This is a genomic window from Lacticaseibacillus baoqingensis (assembly GCF_003946165.1).
Classification (GTDB): Bacteria; Bacillota; Bacilli; order Lactobacillales; family Lactobacillaceae; genus Lacticaseibacillus; species Lacticaseibacillus baoqingensis.
On the sequence record NZ_RHOI01000015.1, the window covers coordinates 22685 to 43018 of the forward strand.

At 52.0% G+C, this 20334-nt stretch carries 19 protein-coding genes; 6 read left to right on the forward strand and 13 right to left on the reverse strand.

Annotated elements, in window-relative coordinates; translation table 11 throughout:
- Positions 1 to 19: 19 nt before the first annotated feature.
- From EKM91_RS07620 to EKM91_RS07635, 4 genes are read right to left on the reverse strand one after another with little or no spacing between them, the layout of a single operon-like run.
- Entirely contained in the window at positions 20 to 1030 is a 1011-nt protein-coding gene (locus EKM91_RS07620) for an ABC transporter permease (protein WP_225419474.1), read from the reverse strand.
- A gap of 1 nt (position 1031) precedes the next feature.
- Positions 1032 to 2531, reverse strand: coding sequence for a sugar ABC transporter ATP-binding protein (locus EKM91_RS07625; protein ID WP_125752206.1), 1500 nt, complete (start codon positions 2529 to 2531; stop codon positions 1032 to 1034).
- Between the two features lie 52 nt (positions 2532 to 2583).
- A complete protein-coding gene (locus EKM91_RS07630; RefSeq protein WP_125752211.1) occupies positions 2584 to 4086 on the reverse strand; it encodes a rhamnulokinase in 1503 nt (500 codons plus the stop codon).
- Positions 4087 to 4108: 22 nt separating this feature from the next.
- A complete protein-coding gene (locus EKM91_RS07635; protein ID WP_125752214.1) occupies positions 4109 to 4801 on the reverse strand; it encodes a class II aldolase/adducin family protein in 693 nt (230 codons plus the stop codon).
- Positions 4802 to 4991: 190 nt separating this feature from the next.
- Here EKM91_RS07635 and EKM91_RS07640 point away from each other — a divergent pair, with 190 nt between their 5' ends.
- Positions 4992 to 5756, forward strand: a complete 765-nt coding sequence (locus EKM91_RS07640; protein WP_125752218.1) for a DeoR/GlpR family DNA-binding transcription regulator — start codon at positions 4992 to 4994, stop codon at positions 5754 to 5756.
- 542 nt (positions 5757 to 6298) lie between these two features.
- Positions 6299 to 7039, forward strand: coding sequence for a transcriptional regulator (locus EKM91_RS07645; protein WP_125752221.1), 741 nt, complete (start codon positions 6299 to 6301; stop codon positions 7037 to 7039).
- A 408-nt stretch (positions 7040 to 7447) separates the two neighbouring features.
- Here EKM91_RS07645 and lepA read toward each other — a convergent pair whose 3' ends face one another.
- Positions 7448 to 9286 (reverse strand): translation elongation factor 4, encoded by a 1839-nt coding sequence (lepA, locus tag EKM91_RS07650; protein WP_125752224.1) that lies wholly within the window; start codon positions 9284 to 9286, stop codon positions 7448 to 7450.
- Positions 9287 to 9955: 669 nt separating this feature from the next.
- On the opposite strand from lepA, the gene EKM91_RS07655 reads away from it, so the two are divergent.
- From EKM91_RS07655 to EKM91_RS07665, 3 genes are all read left to right on the forward strand, one after another.
- A complete protein-coding gene (locus tag EKM91_RS07655; protein ID WP_125752225.1) occupies positions 9956 to 11140 on the forward strand; it encodes an RNA-guided endonuclease InsQ/TnpB family protein in 1185 nt (394 codons plus the stop codon).
- 161 nt (positions 11141 to 11301) lie between these two features.
- On the forward strand, positions 11302 to 12738 hold the full coding sequence (locus tag EKM91_RS07660; RefSeq protein ID WP_125752228.1) for an anthranilate synthase component I family protein: 1437 nt from the start codon (positions 11302 to 11304) through the stop codon (positions 12736 to 12738).
- Positions 12735 to 13310 (forward strand): anthranilate synthase component II, encoded by a 576-nt coding sequence (locus EKM91_RS07665; RefSeq protein ID WP_125752231.1) that lies wholly within the window; start codon positions 12735 to 12737, stop codon positions 13308 to 13310. Before EKM91_RS07660 ends, EKM91_RS07665 begins: the two co-directional genes overlap by 4 nt.
- 49 nt (positions 13311 to 13359) lie before the next feature.
- On the opposite strand, the gene EKM91_RS07670 is transcribed toward EKM91_RS07665, so the two are convergent.
- Positions 13360 to 13797, reverse strand: a complete 438-nt coding sequence (locus EKM91_RS07670) for a GNAT family N-acetyltransferase (RefSeq protein WP_125752234.1) — start codon at positions 13795 to 13797, stop codon at positions 13360 to 13362.
- A gap of 58 nt (positions 13798 to 13855) precedes the next feature.
- Here EKM91_RS07670 and EKM91_RS07675 point away from each other — a divergent pair, with 58 nt between their 5' ends.
- Positions 13856 to 14263: a MarR family winged helix-turn-helix transcriptional regulator gene (locus tag EKM91_RS07675; protein ID WP_125752236.1), complete on the forward strand. Its 408-nt coding sequence runs from the start codon at positions 13856 to 13858 to the stop codon at positions 14261 to 14263.
- An 84-nt stretch (positions 14264 to 14347) separates the two neighbouring features.
- Here the strand turns inward: EKM91_RS07675 and EKM91_RS07680 are convergent, their stop codons facing one another.
- From EKM91_RS07680 to folB, 7 genes are all read right to left on the reverse strand, one after another.
- Positions 14348 to 14854, reverse strand: a complete 507-nt coding sequence (locus EKM91_RS07680; RefSeq protein ID WP_125752239.1) for an NUDIX hydrolase — start codon at positions 14852 to 14854, stop codon at positions 14348 to 14350.
- Between the two features lie 138 nt (positions 14855 to 14992).
- Complete coding sequence (folP, locus tag EKM91_RS07685; RefSeq protein ID WP_125752242.1) at positions 14993 to 16117, reverse strand: dihydropteroate synthase; 1125 nt, start codon at positions 16115 to 16117, stop codon at positions 14993 to 14995.
- A 9-nt stretch (positions 16118 to 16126) separates the two neighbouring features.
- The gene (locus EKM91_RS07690; protein ID WP_125752245.1) at positions 16127 to 16672 is read right to left on the reverse strand and encodes a non-canonical purine NTP pyrophosphatase; all 546 of its coding nucleotides are present in this window, start codon (positions 16670 to 16672) and stop codon (positions 16127 to 16129) included.
- Entirely contained in the window at positions 16669 to 17928 is a 1260-nt protein-coding gene (locus tag EKM91_RS07695) for a bifunctional folylpolyglutamate synthase/dihydrofolate synthase (RefSeq protein WP_125752248.1), read from the reverse strand. The genes EKM91_RS07690 and EKM91_RS07695 overlap by 4 nt, the downstream gene beginning before the upstream one ends.
- Positions 17912 to 18487, reverse strand: a complete 576-nt coding sequence (gene folE / locus EKM91_RS07700) for a GTP cyclohydrolase I FolE (protein WP_125752252.1) — start codon at positions 18485 to 18487, stop codon at positions 17912 to 17914. The genes EKM91_RS07695 and folE overlap by 17 nt, the downstream gene beginning before the upstream one ends.
- 14 nt (positions 18488 to 18501) lie before the next feature.
- Positions 18502 to 18978 carry a 2-amino-4-hydroxy-6-hydroxymethyldihydropteridine diphosphokinase gene (gene folK / locus EKM91_RS07705; protein WP_125752255.1) on the reverse strand — a complete coding sequence of 159 codons (477 nt, stop codon included), beginning with the start codon at positions 18976 to 18978 and terminating at the stop codon, positions 18502 to 18504.
- Positions 18971 to 19327: a dihydroneopterin aldolase gene (gene folB / locus EKM91_RS07710; protein WP_125752258.1), complete on the reverse strand. Its 357-nt coding sequence runs from the start codon at positions 19325 to 19327 to the stop codon at positions 18971 to 18973. The genes folK and folB overlap by 8 nt, the downstream gene beginning before the upstream one ends.
- Positions 19328 to 20334: the final 1007 nt, after the last annotated feature.

Genomic DNA, 20334 nt, shown 5'->3' on the forward strand with positions numbered 1-20334 from the left:
AATACCCTTTTTTATGTGTTTACTTATTGGCTTTGCGATTACGATAAATATCAACATATACGGCCAGCAGCACAACAAACCCGGTGATGAAAATTTGATAATGTGGTTGTAGATCCAAATATGGCAGCCCGACTTTCAAGACAGTCATGATGAAGACGCCGATAAACGTCCCCACGATCGACCCGACCCCGCCGGCAAGCGATGTGCCGCCAACCACGACAGCAGCGATCCCATCCATTTCAAAACCGGCACCAGTCCCTGGCATGATCGTGGTATAAGTCGCCGCATAAGCGATCGCCGCTAACCCGGCAAAGAATCCGGCGATCACATACGCCATGGCTTCGCTGGTGACCACGTTGACCCCAGAAAGCCGCGTTGCTTCACGGTTGCTCCCGATGGCGAAGATGTAGCGGCCCACTTTGGTGTGGTTCAACACCACTGACGCTAAGATCGCCATGACCACCAGTAAAATGACCCCGGTCGGGAAGTTGCCGTCCGTGCGGAAAATCGATTTGTACCACCCATTGGCGCTGCCGCGCAGCGGGAAGGTTTCGGTTTTAACGTTAGAAATGATCGACCCTAACCCCCGGGTGATCATCATGGTGCCTAAGGTGGCAATAAACGGCGGCAACTTGAATTTGGCAACCAAGATCCCATTGATCAACCCGACGCCAGTCGCCATCACCATGATGACCACTAAGGCGACCCAAACTGGTGCGTGCAGCTCGTTATACACGACCCCGCCGGTGATTGCCGCGCACATCATGCTGGTCCCGATCGATAAATCGATCCCCCCGGTAATGATGACAAACGTCACCCCTAACCCCAAAAAGCCCACATAATACGAGGCATCCATGATACTGGTCATGGTATTGCCGCTGCGGAATGCCGGACTGGCAGCGGCAAACAAGGCATAAATCAGGATCAAGACAATCAAGATGACAATTTGCTGCAACCCGATTGCATTGGTGATTTTGGTGTAAGTACTTTCGGTGCTTTTGATTTTGGCTTTTTTGATCGTTTGCGCCATCTTACCCGATCTCCTCTCTCATAGTTGCGTAGGTCATGATATTTTCTTGGGACGCATCGGCAATGTCCAACTCAGCGGTTTTGCGCCCTTCAGACATCACGATGATGCGATCGCTCATGCGCAAGATCTCAGTCATTTCACTAGAGATCATGATGATCGACTTGCCCATATCGACGAGGTTGTTCATCAGATCATAGATTTCACTCTTGGCACCGACGTCGATCCCGCGAGTCGGCTCATCAAAGATCAAAATGTCGCTGGCTTGTTCCAGCCACTTGGCAATGACCACTTTTTGCTGATTACCCCCAGATAAGTTGCCTAGCAGCTGCTTGACCGAAGGCGTTTTGATCCGCAGCTCTTTGACATGCTGCTCAACGGCGGCATTGATCTTATGATCATTGATCAGCGGACCATTGGTATAGCGGTTCAAGTCAGTCAAAACGACATTGTCGGCCACCGACATCCCCACGATCACCCCGAATTGTTTCCGGTCTTCGGACAAATAGCCGATCCCGTGTTTTACCGCATCTACCGGCTTGCGGATATGGACTTGTTGGCCATGCACATAGATCTCGCCAGAGTCTGCCGTATCCGCCCCGAAGATGATCCGGGCCATTTCAGTCCGCCCGGCACCCATTAACCCAGAAAAGCCTAAGATCTCGCCTTTTTTTAGTTCAAAACTTAAGTCGATCACCCGCTTGCCAGCGTTCATGTTGACCACTTGCAAAACGGTTTCCGCGTCTGTTGGGACCGTGGATTCAGTTTTCGGCGTTTCTGACACCTCGCGGCCCACCATCATTTTGATGATTTTCGCCTTGGTGGTGTCGACGGTGTCGATCGTGCCGACGGTCGCACCATCGCGCATGACCGTCACCCGATCGGTGATCTGCTTGATTTCATCCATTCGGTGAGAGATATAGACGATCCCGATATTTTGCTGTTTTAAGTCCCGAATGATCTTGAAAAGCTCCTGGATCTCGGTTTCTGTCAGCGCCGCAGAAGGTTCATCGAACACCACGATCTTGGCATTCATCGAGATCGCCTTGGCAATTTCGACCATTTGCATTTTGCCGACTGTCAAACTGCCCACCTTGACCTTGGGATTAATGTCCATGTTTAACCGATCGAACAATTCTTGGGCTTTGTGATTCAGATCATGATCATCAGTCAAGATCCCGTTCATTGATTCGCGGCCAATAAATACATTTTGGGCCACGGTCAAATGATTGATCATATTCAATTCCTGATGGACGATCACGATCCCAGCGTCCATGGCATCTTTAGGGTTGGTGTATTCGACTTCGTTGCCTTCGTAGATGATCTTGCCGGCATCTTTGGAAAAGATCCCTGTCAAGATCTTCATCAATGTGGATTTACCGGCACCATTTTCACCCATTAAGGCATGCACTTCGCCGCGGCGCAAATCAAAACTGACGTTGCTTAACACCTTGACGGGACCAAAACTTTTGTCAATGCCATTCATTTCCAAAATTGATTCCATTCACTGTTCCTCCTTTCCAGTCAATCGCGTTGGTTTCGCTGTCGCACTTGATTCAAACCAGAGGTTCTTTTGCATATGCTGTCACCAGGTGGTCGACTCCTGCGGTTTTACAGATCGCTTGATACCGGGAGAACTCGCGATCCCATACCTCGCAATCTTGGTTTGGCACATAATATTGCGTATGGCTGTAGCGCTTGAGCCAATCGCGGATCTCTTTAAGATCCTTGAATTCGCCTTGGGCCAGCAGCTGCACCGCGATGTTGCCCAGTGCTGTGGCTTCGACAGGGCCGGCGATGACGCGGCTGTTGGCGGCATCAGCAACCATTTGACACAAGATCGCTGCTTGCGAACCGCCGCCGACAATATTGATGGCATCAAATTCGCCTTTGACTGCCGCTGAGATCTCCATGTAAGTCAGCTTGTATTTCATCGCCAGGCTTTCATAAATGCACCGGACGAACTCGCCTTCCGTGGTTGGCGGGGTTTGACCGGTGAATTCGGCAAAATAGCGAATCCGCGGGATCATCGGCCCTGGGGCGGTAAACAAGGGATTATCCGTATCGATCAAACATTGGAATGCCGGCGCTTGATCGGCCAAGGCAGCCAGTTCGCCAAATGAATAATCGCGCTTGGCTGCGGCTAAATTACGCTGCAGTTCTTGAATGATCCACAAGCCCGTTAAGTTCTTCAAAAAGCGCGTGGTGCGATTGATCCCAGTTTCGTTAGTCAAATTATATTGATAGGCTTGATCTGTGATGACTGGCGCCTGCAGTTCTGTGCCGATCAATGACCAAGTCCCACAAGAAATGAATAAAAAGTTCTGGTTGTTTGGGACGCTGACTACGGCACTGGCGGTATCATGTTCGCACACGTTGATGACTTTGATCGCCCCAAAGCCCAGCTCTGGTTTGGTCACCCCAGCTAAATGCGGGGCGTCGACCAATGGCGGCAGCAGCTTTTGCGGGATCGCCAGCTGGGCTAAAATATCGGCTGCCCACTCACCGGTACGCGGATCGATCATTTGCGCCGTTGACGCGATGCTGCGTTCCGCAAACAGTTTGCCAGTCAGCAAGTAATTGAAGAGATCTGGCATAAACAAGAATTTTTGGGCTTGGGCGACTAATTTAGGCGCGGCTTGCTGGGTGGCGAATAGTTGAAACAAAGTGTTGATCGGCATCAGTTGATTGCCGGTGCGCTGATACAAGGTTTGCAAATCCAGATGCTGACTCACGGCTGGCAAGACTTGGGCGGTATACGGATCACGATAACTGCGCGGCAGCTGCAGCAGCTGGCCGTCGTCGCCGATCAACCCGAAATCAACGCCCCAAGTGTCGACCCCAATACTGTCTAACACATGTGTTTGCTGCGCTTTTTGGATCGCCACTTTGACTTCCCCGAATAAGTAATCGATGTCCCAAAACAGCTGACCGTCGCGCTCTAGCGGATAGTTTTTGAACCGGTGGACCTCCTCAAGCGACAAATCGCCTTGATCGTATATCCCCAGCATGGCCCGACCGGAAGAAGCACCAAAATCAAATGCAAGTACTTTCTTCATTGCTGGCCTCCTCATCAGTGGCTTAACAGTATTTCTTATACCCCGGATGCCGGCCGGTGACGCCGTAATTTGGCCGCAGGGCAAAGAGTTTCTCCAAAGTCTCGCGCGGGATCTCCGCTTCTTGTTCCCCACCCAAAAGCATCCGCGCATGATATTGGGTATTGGCCACCAGCTCGAGCGTTTCCATGCGGTAATAGGCGGTGATCAGATCTGACCCTACGGCCAAAGCCCCATGGTTTTCGAGTAAAATGACATCATGTTCGGGTAAAAATGGCGCGATGCTGTCAGGCACTTCATTCGTGGATGGGATCCCAAATGAGGCAATAGGGATCGAACCGATCACGATGGCACTTTCGATCAAGGAATAACTGTCCAGCGGCAAATGGGCTAATGCAAACGCAGTGGCTACTGGCGGATGGGCGTGGAGTACCGCGCCGACATCATCACGATCTTGATAGCAGCGCAGATGCATCTTGATCTCGCTGGACGGGCGATAATCCCCGTTGCTTTCCAAGATCTCCCCGGCTGCATTGATCTTGATCAGCTTATCTGGGGTAATGAAGCTCTTGCTGATGCCAGTCGGGGTGCACAAGAAGGTGTCGTCATCGATTTTGACTGAAACGTTGCCATCGTTGGCGGCGACCCACCCTTTTTGCCAAACCTTATTGCAGATGTCACAAATTAGTGCTCTAAGCTCTTCTTCGTTGGTGCTCATGTTTTGGCCTCCTGTATTAATTTGTTATGCTGTATTACAACAATGATTATAAAGCGCTTACTTTCAAAAAATACCTTTGATGCATTTATTGAAAAGTTGTCACGATCGTTCACCAAAAATGTTCATTTCAGTTCAAATAAAATTGTGAAAGCGCTATACTATCGTCGGAGTGTATTTTTGGAGGAAACCAATGGATAATATCAGGGAAATGGAGCTCTTGGCTTATCTGGATAAGCACAAGACGGCAACGCATACGCAGCTTTGTCAAACCCTTCATTGCAGCTTAAGCACCCTCAGGCGTATCCTGATCCGCCTGGAAGATCAAGGATTAGTGCGACGATTGCGCGGCGGCGTGATCATCGTGGAAAACGTCAACACCGAATACAGCCACATTTACCGTTCATCTTTGAATGTGGCGCAAAAAAAGGTGATCGGCGAACTCGCCCGAGATTTTATCAATCCAGGGATGTGCATCTTTTTAGAATCCAGCAGCACCGTTTATCAAATGATCCCCTTCTTGGCGGCGATCCCCAATTTGATCATCGTCACCAATGGCTTGCAACATGCGCAATTACTAAGCAGCTCCGGCAACAGCAGTGTGAAGATCTACTTAAACGGCGGTGAGATCAAGATCAACTCCAGTACCGTCAACGCCAGCTTCTCCGATCCGATCACTGATTCATTCAATTTCAACGTCGCCTTCTTTTCGGCGCGCGGCATCGATCCAGACGGAATCTACGAAGCCAATTTCAACTCCGCCGAAATGAAGAAAAATGTCATGAAAAAAGCCAGCAAGAATATTTTATTAGTCGATCACTCCAAATTTGATACCACGCACTTTTTTAAGCCTGGCAGATACCTCGACTATGACGCGATTATCACGGATGCCCAACCGGCAAGCAATTACATTCAGATCTGCGAGGATGCTGGCGTAGATTTGGTTTGGCCAAGCTAAAATAACCATGAAAATAGCCTCGTCACTGATCAAGTTGTGATCAGTGACGAGGCTATTTTGAGTTCACCGCGGTTTGGCGCGAACCAAGCATTTTCTGAAAAACCATCCTGTGGTTTAGGTACAGATCGTGACTGCGATCATGAATACATGCGGTCGCGCCGCGATAAAAAAATGGCCCTACACTGAAATCCGCAGGGTACTTTGGGCAACCTGCGTAATCTAACATTCACACGTTGCCAAATTAAGTCTGATTTTGTAAATGACGATATTGCTTTCAGTTTTGAGGAGCAGCCGACCACCAACAAAAATCATGATCACTTACCGCCTATTTCTATCTCGGCGATAGCACGATATCAAATGAGCTTTCTAAGTCGCTTGTTGGGAGAATTAAAATTTAGCGCATCTGGTGCAGCTAAATCTGACTGACGTCAAGAATTCAATTTAGGTAAATTATGTTGAGTACAGGCAACTTGTGTGTTCGCTCAAAAATTGCAAGTGTCCAGACTTGATCGCGATAAAGATTAACTTGGAGGAAACTTTATATGGAAAACTTCGGTGTTATTTTAGCACTTGTTGGGGCAATTACGATCGTTGCTGGCACGATCTTGCTCATCATTGCAGCAACAAAAAAGCAGGCAAAAAAACGCTGGGTGGTCAGTATAGTTGTTGGCTTTGCAATGTTTGTGATTGGTGGGACGATCGACGCATCTGCACCAGATCTCCTGAGCAACTCTTCACCTTCTTCAGCGACAGTCGAAGACGATACCGACGATTATAGTTATTCAGACGATACTGACGACTACGGTTATTCAGACGATACTGACGACTATAGTTATTCAGACGATAACTCAAGCGAAGAATCCTCGAGTGAACAATCGTCAAGCGATGACGCACCGTCTAACGATTCATCTGCAAGCTCATCATTTGATGCCGCTGACTATTCGACGGCTTACACTTTTGACCAGTTGGCTCGCACGCCAGACCAGTTTATGTACGAGAAGGTTGCATTCACAGGGCAAGTGGTCCAAGTCTTAGAAGGCGATGACGAAACCGATCTTCGGGTGGCGATCAATGGGACCTACGATAACATGATGTTAGTTGCTTTTGAGCCAGATATATTAGGCGGCAGCCGGGTGCTTGAAGGCGATAAAATTACCTTTTACGGGACTAGTGAGGGCACAAGCTCGTATGAATCGGTCCTAGGCGCAAAAATCACCGTGCCGACGGTCATTGCGGATAAAATCAATGATGAAGGGGTCGCACCCGATGACTACCAGAACTAATCAAAAACCCCCATTCCGGGGGTTTTTTTATTGACATCCATTGGCGCTCAAATAGGCAGCGCATAGGAATATACGGGCTGGCGTATGGTGACTGCGATAATCGATCCGCAAAAGACTGCCCCTGTCTAGATAGATTCCTCGATCAATAAGTACCTGAAAAGCACGTCCCCTTGATCAGCGGAACAACTATTTAAACATTTTAGAAAATGACATCAGGCCAGGCTTTTTCCCATGACGCATCACTGATGATCGGCAACGCCCTATGATTCAGCTCTGTGAGCATTTGCTCACACGAAAAAAAAGCTGTCCACCTTTACCAATCAGCAGCATGCCGATGGTTCAGGTGGACAGCAATAAATTACGCAAGCTGTACCAACAGTCAAAAATGATGGCACCTGGTGAAATTGTCTATTTCCCCTTCGTGTCCTCGCTATTCATGTTCAAAATGCTCATGAACGCCTCTTGCGGCACTTCGACGCTGCCCACGGCTTTCATGCGCTTCTTGCCGGCTTTTTGCTTTTCTAACAGCTTGCGTTTACGGGTGATATCCCCGCCGTAACATTTCGCCAAGACGTTTTTGCGGTAGGCTTTGACCGTCGAACGGGCGATGATCTTATTGCCAATGGCGGCTTGGATCGGCACTTCGAATTGTTGCCGGGGAATGGTTTCTTTAAGCTTCGCCACGATCGCCTTGCCGCGTTCAAAGGCGAAGTCTTTGTGGACGATGGAGCTAAGCGCATCGACGGCATCCCCGTTAAGCAAGATGTCCATTTTGACCAAATCGCTGGCCCGATAGCCGGTGATCTCATAATCCAAGCTGGCATAGCCTTTAGTCGAAGACTTCAAGTCGTCAAAAAAGTCATAAATGATCTCTGACAGCGGCAGGTTGTAGATCACGTTGACGCGATATTTGTCCAAATAATCCATGGTGACAAACTCGCCGCGCTTGCGTTGGGCGATTTCCATCACGGGGCCGACATAATCGTTAGGCACCATGATGCTGGCTTTGACAAAAGGTTCGCGGATCTCTTTGATCTCGCTGGCTTCTGGCAGCTCTGACGGGTTATCGATCGTGATGCTGGTGCCGTCGGTTTTATCGACTTGATAATCAACCGATGGCGCCGTCATGATCAGATCTAAGTTGAACTCCCGCTCAAGCCGCTCTTGCACCACATCCATGTGCAACAACCCTAAAAACCCGCAACGGAAGCCAAACCCTAACGCCTGCGAGGTTTCCGGTTCAAACTCTAAAGCGGCATCATTGAGCTGCAGTTTTTCTAAGGCTTCGCGCAAGTCATTGAACTTGGCGTTGTCGACTGGAAACAACCCGGAGTACACCATCGGCGTGATCTTGCGGAAGCCGTCGAGGGCTTTGGCTGCCGGGTTGTCGGCTAAGGTCACGGTATCGCCGACGCGGGTATCTTGGATCGTTTTGATGCTGGCCGTGATGTAGCCGACATCCCCGACCATCAAGTAATCGCGCTGCACCGCTTTTGGCGACATCACCCCGACTTCAGTGACTTCAAATTGCTTGCCATTAGACATCAATTCGATTTTGTCGCCGGGACGCACCATGCCTTCTTTGACCCGCACCGCCAACACGACGCCACGATAGGAATCGTAGACGGAATCAAAGATCAGCGCTTCCAGCGGCGCATCGATGTCCCCGCTTGGGGCGGGCACATCAGACACGATGCGCTCTAACACCTCAGGGATCCCCAGCCCGGTTTTGGCCGAGGTCAACACGGCTTGTGAAGCATCCAAGCCGATCATTTCTTCGATTTCTTCTTTGACCACATCCGGTTGGGCACTGGGCAAGTCGATCTTGTTGATGATCGGAATGATCTCCAAGTCATCATCTAAAGCCAAGTAAACATTGGCCAAGGTCTGCGCTTCTACGCCTTGCGCCGCATCCACCAGCAGCAAAGCCCCTTCACACGCCGCCAAGCTGCGGGACACTTCGTAGGAGAAGTCCACATGCCCGGGGGTGTCGATCAAGTGAAAAATATACGTTTCGCCGTCTTTGGCTTGGTAATGCAGCTCAACGGCGTTTAATTTGATGGTGATCCCGCGTTCCCGCTCCAACGCCATGTCGTCTAGGACCTGCGCTTGCATATCGCGCTTGGCGATGGTATCGGTCAATTCCAAGATCCGATCAGCCAAAGTCGATTTGCCGTGATCGATATGCGCCACGATCGAAAAGTTGCGGATGTGTTTTTGGCGGTCCAATAATGCCTGTTTATCCATATTGTGCCTACGCTTTCTGTAAGTTCCTAGCTTCTATTATAGCAAGGACCAGCCCCAAACCAAAGCGCAAACGCAACGGCGCAGATCCGTCGACCAAATGAGAACCCGCTGAGGTTGACAAATCCGCTCCTTAGTTTATAATCAGCTTAAATTAATCGTTCGCTCATAAACCGTTGAGGTGGAGAATGGGTCGTGCCGCGCGCACAGAGAGTCGCTATCGTTGAGAATGTGACCGTATGCACACGATCAAATGGACCACCAAGGGCGGCCTTGAAAGTTGACTTGTCAATGAGTATGGGCCGACGTGTTGGGATACGTCAGTTCCCGCGACGTTGTTTGACGTCGGCTAAGCGCGTGCAAATGCACGAATTGAGGTGGCACCGCGGATATCGTCCGTCCTTAACACATGTTTAGGGCGGACTTTTTCTATGCCAAAAAAGGAGGTTATTAACAGTAATCAATAACGTAGAATACTATGTTAATTTGTAGTAATTAGTCGTTCTGCGGTAATCAAGTGGAAGGCAGAATGACCAAGTGCTGCGAAATGATAAACTCGTGAAAAAACGCTGACTGATGCATGGACAGATGATGACGGTTTTCATCATGTCTTTACAGGGCCTCCTTATCTTAATTTGCTATGATATCCATAAGCAAGTTGGAGGTGAAAACATGTTGAGAACGCACAAGATCCGGTGCTACCCGAACGCGACGATGCGCCGCGTATTGGAGCAAGCATGCGATTATCGCCGCTATTGTTACAATCAGGCGCTTGCCACGTGGAATGAGATGTACGACGCGTCACTCGTTTTGGCAGATAAGACGGCGCGGCCGAACGAACGTCAAGTCCGCAATGAGTTAGTTAACAACAAAGCAGACTGGCAATACAGTCGTTCGGCGCGGATCTTGCAATTAGCAGTACACGATTTAGCTCAAGCTTGGGCGAATTTCTTCAACCCTGAGATGCCAGAACATCGCAAGCCGCGGTTTAAGTCGAAGAAGCGCAGTCGCTACGGATTCAAGACCGACAGAGCGATGGTCGTTAATGATAAGTTGCGGTTGGATAAACCGCAGGGCTATCTTGACCGTTGGTATGATATCCGATTGGCCGAAACGCCGCGTTGGCAAGGGACTATTAAACTCGCTGCTATCGTCAAAGAAGCTGATGGTTATTATGCTTGCCTAAGCATCGATGTGGCCAAACCCGAGCCATTACCGGCAAGCCAACACGTATGTGGCGTTGATGCCAACGTTGGCAAATACGTTTATAACGATGGTGAGGCAATTTCTGCAGTCCGCGTATTGACTGAGCAACTGGTCAGTTTGTATCACCGCGTGTCCTTGTACCAGCGGCGGCTGGCTCGCAAACGTCAGGTGAATCCCAAGCACTTTGAATCTAACAATTACCGCGCAACGAAAACCAAGTTGCAGCGGACCTATCAGAAAGTGACGCGAATTCAAAGTGACCTCTTGCAAAAGTTTACGACGATGCTGGTGAAGACCAACGGTACGCTTGCCATCGAGGACTTGGACGTTAAGCATATGAAGATGAACAAGCGACTGGCGAAGAACTTACATCGCTCGTTGTTTGGACGTTTCAGGATGCTGATGAAGGACAAAGCGCAGTGGTATGGTCGGCAACTGGTTATGGTCAATCGGTTCTACCCTAGCACGCAGCGGTGCAGCCAGTGTGGGTTGGTGAAAACCGGTGACGATAAACTGAGCTTAGCAGGTAATGTCTTTCACGGCACGAAACATCACGAGTTTCATTGTTACGGCTGTGGTGCTCAACTAGAGCGTGACGAGAATGCCGTACAGAACTTGATTCAATATGCTCAAGGGCAGGCTATGTCCTAAAGGTTCAAGAGCCAGTCAATGTTGCAAGGTGACTACCGACGTAAGAATACTGGTGTTGACGGGACCGAATAAAATACTGAATGTACAACTAAGAAAGGAAATATATAATCCTTTACTAGTGTCATTAGACATTCTTCCACATTTTATATAGCAGTGCTACTATGTCATATGAAACTCTGATCCCCCTTGCCAAGACTTACCCCGCAGTGCCGATCACGCTGCAATACCCGCAAGCCGATTTTGATTCACTGGCCGTGCTCAATCGGCTGCAAAACCAAGGCCAACAAGCCGTCTTGCTGCGGTCCGCCGATGCCGGCACGACCTTGATCGCCGCGGCGATCACCGCCAGTTACACCTATCGCGCCGGTCAATTGACCACGCAAAGCGCTGGCACTACCACCACGACCACCACGCCGCTGGCCCCTGTGATCGATGCCTTGCTGGCGGCGCATCGCACCCCGCGCTTGGCCAGTCTGCCGGTGTTTACTGGCGGCATTGCTGGCTATTTCAGCTACGAATACGCGCAATACGCCAAGCAGCACCTGGAATTGACCGCCGCGGATCCCTATCAGCTGCCTGACGCCGATTTGTTCATGGTGCCGACGGTGATCGCCTATGAGCGCGACTTGCACCGCGTCACCTTGAGCCATATCTTACCCAGCAAGGACTTGACTGCCAAAAGCTATGCCAGCGTGCAAGCGGACCTGGCAACATTACGTGAGCAGATCACCAATGGCGCCGCGGTGATGCGGCCAAAGCCCTTGACGTTCACCAGCCCCTTAAGCATGACGTATGACGAAGCCACGTTTGAACAGCGCGTGCGCCAAGCGCAAGCGCACATCGTCGCCGGCGATATTTTTCAATTGATTATGGCCAATCAGCAACACGCCACGATCACTGGCGACTTGCGCAGCCGCGCATCCAGCTTGTTTGCCGCCAACCCTACGCCATATCAGTTTTACTTCCAACATGGCGCCTATGAAGCGCTAGGCGCCTCGCCGGAAACGCTGATCAAACGCAACGGCGATCGCTTGTTCACCTATCCGCTGGCCGGCACCCGCCGCCGCGGCCGCACTGCAGCAGAAGATCAAGCATTAGCAGATGAACTGCAGCATTCCGAAAAAGAACTGTCAGAGCATAACATGTTGATCGATCTTGGCCGCAATGATCTCGGCGCCGTCAGCACTTTCGGCAGTGTCGCCGTCACCCGCACCCGCGCCTTGTTGAAATTTGCCAATGTGATGCACTTAGGTTCCGTGGTGGAAAGTACCGCCCGCCCAGATGCCACCGCCATGGCGATCATCGATTCGCTGTTGCCTGCCGGTACGTTAAGCGGCGCGCCCAAGCAGCGGGCGATGAGTTTGATCGATGAACTGGAGCCGACTAAACGCGGCTTATACGGTGGCGCACTGGGGTATTTCGATTTCAACGGCGACTTGGATTTTGCCATTGGCATTCGCTTATGCTTCCGCCAAGGGCCCCACTTGCTGCTGCAATCAGGCGCCGGCATCGTGGCCGATAGCCAGCCGCGGCTGGAATATAAAGAATTCAACAACAAGATCTCAGGCGTGAAAAATGCATTGGAGGCACAGCGATGATCTATCTCATTGATAACTATGATAGTTTCACCTACAATTTGTACCAGCTCATGGGCACGTTGACTCAACTCCCGATCCAAGTGTGCCACAACGATGACCTCACCGCTGCAGAATTGCGCGCCAAAGCCCCCAGCGGCGTGGTCTTCTCCCCTGGCCCCGGCCGGCCAGAAGCCGCCGGCAACATGCCGGCAATGATCCAAGCCTTGCGCGGGCAAGTGCCGATTTTAGGCGTATGCTTAGGCGAGCAAGCGATCGCCCAAGCGTATGGCGGCAAGGTCGTGTTGGCCAAGACGTTGATGCATGGCAAAACCTCGACGATCACCAACTTGCAAACTGGCGCCTTGTTTGCCGATTGCCCGCCCAAATTTGCCGCTGCGCGCTACCACAGCTTAGTGGTCGCCAAGACCCCGGCAGAGCTGACCTTGTCTGCAGTGGCTGATGACGGCAGCATCATGGCAGTGGAAAATGACGCCGAGCGCGTTTACGGCGTCCAATTTCACCCGGAGTCGATCATGACGGATCCGGCAGTCGGCGCTCAGCTGTTGAAAAACTTCTTGGCACAATGTGCTTAAGCGCAAATAAAAAAAGCGGGCAAATTGCTCGCTTTTTTTGCGCTCAGGTTTAGGCCGCCCGCCGCATGCGCACATGCGGCGTGGAGTTAAAGAGAAACGGCGCGCCTTCTGCCTTGAATCCGCGGCGTTGATAAAAGCCGACCACTTGTTGCTGGGCTTCGATCACGATCGGCTGATTTGGCCAATGTGCTTGGCAGCAGCTTAAGATCTGATCCAACAATTGGGCGCCTAACTCTTGGCCGCGATGGTCTTTGGCCACCACCACGCGACCAAACGTCACCGTCCCGTCGGCTTCAGTAAATGCGCGGGCATAGGCCAAAACAGCGCCGGTGTCGTCTTGGGTGAAAATATGATACGCTTGGCGATCGTTTGCATCGACTTCGGGGTAGATGCGCTTTTGCTCCACCACAAAGGTATCCACGCGCAGCTTCATCACCGCGTAAAACTCGTCTGGGGTCAATTCTGTCATCCGTTTAATTTGCCACATACTTTTGCCTCTTATTCTGTTATAGTTGATAGTGCAACGATAGTGAGGAGGGATCGTCATGTCCGATGTTCAACTTTTTCGGCGCTTGGGTACAATCGCCCGTCAAGCAGAAACCAGCGTCAGCAAGCTCGTCAAGATCTATGGGCTTGATGACAAAACATTCATCTACTTGATGCGCATCTTAGAACACCCACAGATCACGCAAACGCAATTATGTACCCTGGTTCGAGTAGACAAAACCACCGTCAGCCGCGGCTTAGCGCGCTTAGAAAAACAAGGCTACATCACGCGCTTTGCAGCTTCAGACAACCGCCGCAGCAAACATCTTGCCCCTACCGCCTTGGCCCAAAGCCACCAAGCCGCCTTGCATGAACTGGAGCGTTTATATGTCGCACAGTCGCTTGACGGCTTGAGCCAAGCTGAGCGCCGGCAGCTCAATGAGTTGTTAGGCAAGCTGGTGGGATAAGTCTATTATACGCATTATGGTTGCATGTGCAACTTAATTATCCAGATTGTTGGTAAACAAAAAGCGGCGTTGCCGCCGCCTGGCTTAGCCTTGTTCTAACAGTTGCCGAATGCTGTCATAATGCAAAAATTTCCCTTGCGCCGCGATCGCTTGGATCTCTTCGGCCGTGGCCATGCGTTTGTTGGTGATCTCACTAGCTTGGGCATGGACTTGCTCCAGTGTGAAGTCTAAGGTGTAGCGAAACACATCCACGAAATAATTGTTTTGTTCTTCAGGATTGTCTCGGCGATACGTATATTGATAGCCCCCAGAGGCATTGGTAATATCCAAGCCGGTTTCTTCTTGGATCTCGCGATGGACGGCTTTAAGCGAATCTTCGCCGGCACGCACCCCGCCGCCGGTCACTTCCCACCAGCCGGCAGCCCAATCTTTGTCGAGCTGCCGCTGGGTGATCAAGTAACGCCCAGCGGTATTTTGCAAGATCGCCAAAACCGTCAAATGATAATCCCCTGGCTGCATTTGCCAGTCATTGCGGGCCATCGTGCGGCCAGTCGGTTGCTTGTTAATGTCATAAATGTCCCATTGTTCCATGTTCTCACCTCAAAATGGAGTCTGTCGTTATTATAACTCAAGAAGACGAGCATTAAAAATCAATAAGAAGCAGCCACCGCCATCACAAAGACGCCTTGGCGCCGCGAGTTAAAATCGCGGTGCCAAGGCGTCTTTGTGTCAATTCTCTGGCGCTTGCGGGGCCCAATAGGCTTGTTGGATCACCTGCAGCATTTTGCGCAGCTGGACCGTTTCAGCAATATCATGCACGCGTAAAATATTGCCGCCTTTAAGAAACATCGCGGTTTCGGCAACTAAAGTCACCGGCAGGCGGTCGTCTTTTTTCAACCCGAATAACTGATGCCCGAAGCCTTTGCGCGAAATCGCCACCATCAAGGGACGGTTAAAGTCATTAAGCATGTCCAGATTGCGCATCATCGTATAATCTTGATGCCCATCGGCGACTTTAGCATAGCCGATGCCTTGATCTAACGCGATGCGCTCGCGCGCGATCCCAGCTTGGGCTAACGCCGCTAAGTTTTTCGTGAAAAAGCCGCGCATTTCCTTGGTCAGATCCAGATACTCGCTGTCGCGATTGCTATGCATCGTCAACAGCCCGACTTGATGATCCGCCAATAAGGACAGCTTGCGCGGATCATCGGTGAAGCCGTTAACGTCGTTGATGATGTCAACGCCGGCATCCACAACGGCTTGCATCACCGGATACTTATAAGTATCGACTGCCAGCGGCAAGTCCGGATAAGCAGCTTGCAGCCAGGCGATCACCGGCAAAATGCGCTCGCATTCTACTGCCGCAGCAATCGGGGTGAACCCAGGCCGGGTGGTTTGGCCGCCGACTTCGATCACGTCTACACCGGATTCGACCATTTGGCGGACATGTGCTTGCATATCTGCCGGCGCCACAAACCGCCCGCCATCGTAAAACGAATCAGGCGAGACATTCAAAATGCCATAGATCAGCGGCTGAGCAGACACATCAAACGTTTGCCTGGCGGTTTGCCACAAGACCCGATGGGCCGCGGCGATCGCGGTTACCTCAGCGGCAGCAGCGGGAAATTGTGCCTGCAAGGCTTGCGCTAGTGGCGCCAAGGCCGCTTGTGGGACTAAGGCTAATTGATCAGCCGCAACCAGATCAAATTGGCCGCACAGCCGCTCAAAAAAAGGCCGCTGCGCTGCCGTCACCGCAAACTGCAAGATCACTTGCCGACCGCGCTTTTGGGCTGCCCGCAGCACTTGCGCCCCGAGGTCGTTGCCAGTGATGGTCGAAACTTCTGTAATTTGCATATGCTCCTCCTAGCGTAATAACTCTGCCAAGGCTTGCTGGCGCGGCAAATACCGCTGCCGCAACACTAATGGCAATGCTGCCAATGTGACCCCTGCACCTTGGGGAATCAAGATCTGATCAAAGCCGGTGCCATCTGCGCCGCTGGCAGCAATTGCCACGGTAGCTTCAAGCCGGCTGGTCGCCACTTGCCAAGAGCCGCTTGGCGCCAGCAGCACCATGGTACTGACCAGCGTCGCTTGGCGGGAATCACTTGGCTCAAGCATCGCCAACACTGCCGCATTCGTGCCGGTGCGCGGCAATTGCCGCGCGGTGTGTACGCCTAAGCGCTTGGGATACGCCGCCAGCCACAAACCGGAATCATCGCCGATCACCCAGGCTTTGGGATCAGCGGCGTGCACGGTTTGGGCTTTGACCAACGCATTTTGCGCCAAGTCATCCCCTTCTGGCGGCAGGTCTTTGCCAAAGCCGATCACCTCATGGCCATAACTGGCCAAGATCGCTTTGACTTCTGCTAATTTCCCGGCATTATGCGTCGCCATGATAAACTGCGTCATAACAGTTCTCCAATCAAATAAAATGACCCGGCGACTAAAATCACATCATTAGCCCGCGCTTGGGCTTCAGCCGCCGCCAAACCAGCGTGCACATCGGCAGCTAAGATACTGTTAGGGACGGCTTGTTGCAGCTTGGCCCCAGGCAGCGCGCGGGTCGGATGCGTCGGCGTGGTCACCCATACCGCATCCACACTAGCCAACTCCGCGGCTAATGTGGTGGTGTCTTTATCCGCCAAGAACCCCGCCACTACCAAAAGCCGCCCGCCTTTGGGCAAGAGTCCGCGCAAGGTTTGCACCACTTGTGGGAAGGCATCCGGATTGTGGCCGGCATCTAAAAACACCCAAGGATCTTCGCCATACGCTTGCAAGCGCCCAGGCAGCTGCACCGTTGCTAAAGCGGCCAACAAAGGTCGGCGATCCGCTAAAACACCTTGTTGGATCAGCCAATCGCCAACCGCCAAAGCCGTGCGCGCATTATCCAGCTGATAACCGCCTAACATTTTCACCCGCACCAAAGTCCCATCAGCCAACACTGCGCGGGTTTCACTCAAGCTGTAGCGAATCGGCGTCAGCGTCAAGGTGCTGGCATCGATCACCGGTGCGGCGTATTTGGCCGCTTGCGCCAATAACGCCGCTTTAGCCGCTGGCGCTTGATGCGGGGCGATAAACACGGTGGTGTTTGGCTTGATGATCTGGGCTTTGTTGTGCGCAATGGCCGCCACCGTCGGCCCTAAGATCGCCATATGATCCAGCGCGATATGCGTGAAGATCGCCGCTTTTGGCGGCAAAATGGCATTAGTCGCATCCGTCGCGCCGCCTAAACCCGCTTCCAGCACCACCCATTGCGCGCCTTGGAGCGCGTACCACTGCAAGGTCACCAACACATCCCATTCAAAGGCACTAAACGCCGCGATCGGCAGCTGCAAGCGCGCCATGGTCGCTTCCAGCAGCGCCACATAAGCGGTGGCGGTGATCGCGCTGCCGTCTAATTGGGTTTGCTGCAAGTCGCTGCCGATCGCCGGGCTGGCAAAGTGACCCACATGATACCCGGCGTTGCGCAAGGCTTGAGCGATAAACGCCCCTGTCGAGCCTTTGCCATTGGTGCCGGCGATGTGCAGCACTTGATAGTGCTGTTCTGGGCGCCCCAGCTGCTCAAGCGCTTGGCCTAACAACACCACGCGCTTAGGATCAGCGGCCAGCATGCGCTGATCCATTTGCTGCCTTAACTCCGCATACCGTTCAGCAATTGCCGTCACTGCGCCGCGCCTCCTCTTGAAACTCCCGGCGCATGGCTAAGTCAGTCTCAAACACGCCAGTATAGCGAGACGTATACGTGAATAAGTCCCCACGGTTGATCCCGCGCATTTCCATGCACATATGCCGTGCCACCACAGACACTGCGATCCCTTGCGGATGCAAGATCCGCTGCAATTCGCCAACAATGCGGCTGGTCATGGCCTCTTGAACATTCGGCCGCCGCGCGACAAAATCCACCAGCCGCCCTAACTTGCTTAAGCCGATGATTTTTTTATCACTAGGCAAATAGCCGATCGTCACATGACCAAAAAATGGTAAGAGATGGTGTTCACACATCGAATAAAACGGGATCTGCTGCACCATCACCAATCCAGGGTCGACTGTCACCGGAAACACCTTATAATCTTGAAATGCTTCCGGCTGATCCAAGGAACCAAAAACCTCAGCATACATCCGCGCCACACGCTCTGGCGTTTCGACTAAACCAGGGCGGTCGACGTCTTCACCGACGGCTGCTAAAAGCTCTTTGACGGCATTTTCAATTCGTTGCTTATCCATTCACTAATCCTTCTTCACTTGAGATAAGGCCGGACCCAGTTGCGATCCGGCGTGTGCGCCAGCATGTTGGCGATCGTCGGCACCAAAGCTTTGCTGGCGACTTCTAATAATGGCACCAAAACGAAGCGGCGATTGGCTAACTCCGGGTGCGGCAAGGTCAATTCCGGAGTGGTTTGCGTGACATGATCATAGAGCAATAGATCCAGATCCACCGTGCGCGGCCCCCAGCGAACGATCCGCTGGCGATGCAACAAGGCTTCGATCTCATGCAGCCGCAACAACAACGCCATTGGCGCCAAGCTCGTCGCCACTTGGACCACTTGATTGAGGTAATCATCTTGCGCCACGCCGCCCACCGGTTGCGTCTCATACACCAGCGATTCACGCTTAACACTCACGTTAGGAATAGCAGCCAAAGCACGCACCGCTTGTTGGAGGTGCTTAGCGCGATCGCCCAGGTTCGTGCCTAAGCCAATATAGGCGTCAGTCATCTGTGCTGACCTCGATTTCGACCGTATCAAAGATCCCATCGATCGGCACGGCGCCTTTACGGATACGCAGCGTGATCCCTGACACGGCAAATAACCCTTGCAAATGCTGTAACAGCTGATTAGCCAACATTTCGATCAGCTGATAGTGATGCGTGGTCACAAACTCAGCCACAGCCCGATAGACGTCGCCATAGTTGACCGTTTCTTTGAGGTCATCATGTTGCACTTGTGCTTCGATCGGCAAGCGCAGCTCCACATCCACTTGGAGGCGTTGACCGAGTTTTTGCTCCTCAGCATACACCCCGTTATAAGTGTGAAATTGCATATTCGTAATGCGAATGGCCCCCATTTGACCGCCTCCTGCTTGAGTTTCACGAACGATTTTTCATTCGAATGCCCCTATTATACCGTTCATGACCGTGCAGGCATAGCGTTATTCCCGGTTTCTCCCACGAAAATAGCCTTGCGCTTCTGCACAAGGCTAAGGTGTCGCGATAGGGGCAGTATATTGGCGAGGATGACTGGGTGTGGATGGGGTCACTGACCAAACGGCGTGGCTCACCTAAGCCCGCAATTAGTCACGCTCTGATTAAACGCGATCACCCAAGCAACGGGGGTGCGTGCTAACCAGTCGCGCCGTCCGCCGGCTGCGCCGACTGCCGTCACGCCCAATTAGCCCGACCCCCTAAATGCGCCTTGGGTTCACGCTCTTGATTTAAACGCGATCACCCAAGCAACGGGGTCGCGGGTAAGTCATCCCGGTCACGTCGCGTGCCGCGACGCACCCAGGTTGCCTTACCCACACCCCTAAGTGCGCTTGGGTTCACGCTCTGATTAAACGCGCTCCTAATTGCAACGGTGAGGCGCCTCAAGCCCGCAATTAGTCACGCTCTGCACGACAAAGACACGTCGGGTTTCCCGCTGACGTGTCCTGGCGGTTCACCTGTTTGGCAGGTGCGCGGTTTGCCGAGCCGCGAATGGCTTTATACCAAGGTTTAATTACGTTGCCCGTTGCGATTAACGGGGCTTTTACAGGTCGCCTTCCTGGTGAGGGCTTAGCTCACCTGGTTGGCGACGTTATCTCCACACGTCAGGCCAGTGCCCGAAAAAGTTCCAGGCCATCTTCAGGGTCTACCCTTTAGCGTTTGCGAGGTCCGGTTGCCCGGCAGGAGTCCCCGCTGTCAAAGAACGGAAAAACGTATAGTGTGTACCAGCACCATATCCGTTCCCATGATCGTGAGGTCAGTATACCATGTTTTTCCGATAATGGAACCCCTTTTTTAAATTATTTTTGCGTTCGGCAAGATCATAGACCAATATCCTTGATCCACCGCTGCTTAGGCATAACAAGTTATT